At 70.5% G+C, this 2962-nt stretch carries 2 protein-coding genes and 1 pseudogene; all 3 read left to right on the forward strand.

Translation table 11 applies throughout. The features are described from left to right. Positions 1-120: alpha-glucosidase C-terminal domain-containing protein (locus tag ACIBK0_RS51820; RefSeq protein ID WP_399097527.1), on the forward strand; the 120-nt coding region annotated here is incomplete at its 5' end. Positions 121-399: 279 nt separating this feature from the next. Beyond that, the gene (locus ACIBK0_RS51825) at positions 400-1821 is read left to right on the forward strand and encodes a phosphotransferase (protein ID WP_399097525.1); all 1422 of its coding nucleotides are present in this window, start codon (positions 400-402) and stop codon (positions 1819-1821) included. A 45-nt stretch (positions 1822-1866) separates the two neighbouring features. Then, positions 1867-2962: pseudogene (locus tag ACIBK0_RS51830) on the forward strand (1,4-alpha-glucan branching enzyme); the annotation flags it as partial.

Below are 2962 nucleotides of genomic sequence, written 5' to 3' on the forward strand. Positions count from 1 at the left end.
CACCCGGTCGAGCTGATCGGCGGGGTGCGATTCCCGGCCATCGGTGAGCTGCCCTACCTGCTCACCCTCGCAGGCCACGGCTTCTACTGGTTCCGATTGCGTCGCGACCACGGTGAGTAGTGATACCGTTACGACGTTCTGTTCATCAGAACCCGAGACCGCCTTGCGGGTGGCTCGGTCATCAACTGCGCGCGCTCGTCGCGTGAAACCTCTTCGAGTGATCGGACAGGACACGCCGCCGACTCGGGTGGCGTGAACGCCAATGGTTCCGGCTCCGCAACTCGCCGGTCGTGGCTCGCGGCCACAATTGAGGGCGGGACGGTTTTCACCGTCCCGCCTTGGGCACCCTTCACGAAACCCGACCCTCCTCCGCCGCACGACGTGGAAGGGACGCACGCCATGTCGGAAGCCGCAACCCACTCTTCCACGGTCGCCGTCGCATGCCCTGAACTGCTCGCGTCCCTCGATCCACTGCTGCAGGAATGGCTGCCGCGGCAGCGATGGTTCGCGGGCAAGGGACGCCCGGTCACTGGATTCTCGCTGGTCGCGGCCACCGAACTGCTGCCGTCGACGTCACAGCTCGGCCTGCTCCACCTCCTCGTACGGGCCCATCAGCCGGACGCCCCCACCCAGGGCGCTCTGCCGCACCCCGGGGACTGCTACCAGCTGCTGATAGGTGTGCGCGAGGCGCTGCCGCCACGGCTGGCGCCCGCGCTCATCGGGCATCTGGAGGAGGGTCCGCTGGCCGGCCGGACCGTGTACGAGGCGCTGTACGACGCCCGGCCCGCCGACGTGCTTCTCGAAGCGATCCGCACGCGGGCCCGCATCGGCGATCTGCGCTTCGAATGCGCCCTGCGCCAAGAGATGAGGGGCGGCCTGGTGCCGCGGCTGGTCACCTCGGAGCAGTCCAACTCCTCGATCATCTACGGAGATACGTTCATCCTGAAGCTGTTGCGGAGGATCGTGCCGGGCAACAACCCGGACCTGGAACTTCCGCTGGTACTGGCCCGCGAGGGCTGTGCGCGCGTGCCGGCCCCGGCGGGCTGGCTGCTGGCCGACCTGGCCTCCGACCACGACTCCTACGTCTTGGGCGTACTCCAACCCTTCGTGCAGGGCGCCACGGACGGCTGGGAGCTGGCGCTGCGCGAGCTGGCCAAGGGTGAGGACTTCGGCGACGTCAGTGGCTTCGGTGACGAGGCGCGGGCACTGGGCCGTGCCACCGCCGAGGTGCACACGGCGCTGGCCCGCGCGCTGCCCACGGTCACGCTGGGCCACACGCAGATGGGGCTGCTGGCCGACGGCATGACCGAGCGCCTGGAGGCGGCCGCACAGGCGGTGCCCGTGCTGCGTCCCCACGCTCCCGGGTTACGGACCGCCTTCGAGGCGCTGGCCGACCTCGCCGCCGAGGGCCATACCTGGACCGCGCAGCGCATCCACGGCGATCTGCACCTCGGTCAGTGCCTGCGCGCGCCGTCCGGGGAGTGGTCCCTCATCGACTTCGAGGGCGAGCCGTCGAAACCCCTCGCCGAACGCCGCATGCCGCAGCCTCCGGCGAGGGACATCGCGGGAATGCTCCGCTCCTTCGACTACGCGGCCCACTCGCACCATCCTGTGGTGGCCGGCTGGGCCGACGCCTGTCGGGCCGCATACTGCACCGGCTACGCCGAGGTCTCCGGCGCCGACCCGCGCACCGACCCCGTACTCCTGCGCGCCTACGAAACGGACAAGGCCGTCTACGAAGTCCTGTACGAGGCCCGGCACCGGCCCGACTGGCTGCCGGTTCCGATGGCGGCGATACGCCGACTCGCCGCATCCCCCTGACCTGTCCCCCCTTCCCCACCTCATCCTGCCGAGGAGGCCCTGCCCGTGACGCCCCGCCCTCCGTCCGACGACAGTCCGAAGAAGAACGGTACGAAGAAGTCGGCTGCCGCGAAGAAGACGGCGGTGAAGAAGGCCGCTGAGGGGAAAACGACGGCCGAGAAAGCCACCGCCGGCAAGAAGGCCGCCGCCGCGAAGAAGGCTGCCGTGGGTAAGAAGGCTGCCGCCAAGAAGGTCGCCGGGAGCGCGGCTGCCGGCGAGAAGGCCATCGCGAGCACGGCCGCGAAGGTTGCGAAGAAGGCGCCGGAGCCTGCCGCCGACAGCGCGCCCGTCTTCGCCGGCGTCAGCCTCGGTGACCGGGAGCGGCTGCTCGACGGCACACATCACGATCCGCACGGGGTGCTGGGAGCCCATCCGGTGCCGGGTGGGGTGGCCTTCCGCGCCTTCCGCCCGTACGCGCTGGCGGTGACCGTCGTGACGGACGACCTGCGCGCCGAGTTGCACGACGACGGGGACGGCTTCTTCTCGGGGTTGCTGCCACTGCGCGCGGTCCCGGCGTCGTACCGGCTGGTCGTGGGCTACGAGGGGACGGTTCTGGAGACCGAGGACGCGTACCGTTTCCTGCCCGCGCTCGGCGAGTTCGATCTGCATCTGCTCGGCGAGGGCCGGCACGAGCAGTTGTGGCGGGCGCTCGGCGCGGAGCCGATGGTGCACCAGGGCGTGACCGGCACCCGCTTCACGGTGTGGGCCCCGAACGCGCGCGGTGTGCGCCTGGCCGGCACCTTCAACTTCTGGGACGGCACGGGATACCCGATGCGGTCGCTGGGCTCTTCCGGGGTGTGGGAGCTGTTCGTGCCCTCGATCGGCGAGGGCGAGCTGTACAAGTTCGAGATAACCCGCCCCGACGGAACGCGCACGCTGCGCGCCGACCCGATGGCCCGCCGCACCGAGGCTCCGCCGAACACCTCGTCGATCGTCCACGCGTCCCATCACGTGTGGCGGGACGCGGAGTGGATGTCCGGGAGGGGGCTGCGGCCGGCGCACGAGGCCCCGTTCTCGGTCTACGAGGTGCATCTGCCGTCCTGGCGGCCCGGGTTGACGTACCGGCAGCTGGCCGACCAACTCCCCTCCTACGTCTCCGACC

Origin of the sequence: Streptomyces sp. NPDC050564, from assembly GCF_044457265.1 — a bacterium.
GTDB lineage: Bacteria > Actinomycetota > Actinomycetes > Streptomycetales > Streptomycetaceae > Streptomyces.

What these genes read in the sequence shown, in the direction of transcription:
- ACIBK0_RS51825 (WP_399097525.1), top strand. Translation starts at nt 400, where the DNA reads ATGTCGGAAGCCGCAACCCACTCTTCCACGGTCGCCGTCGCATGCCCT.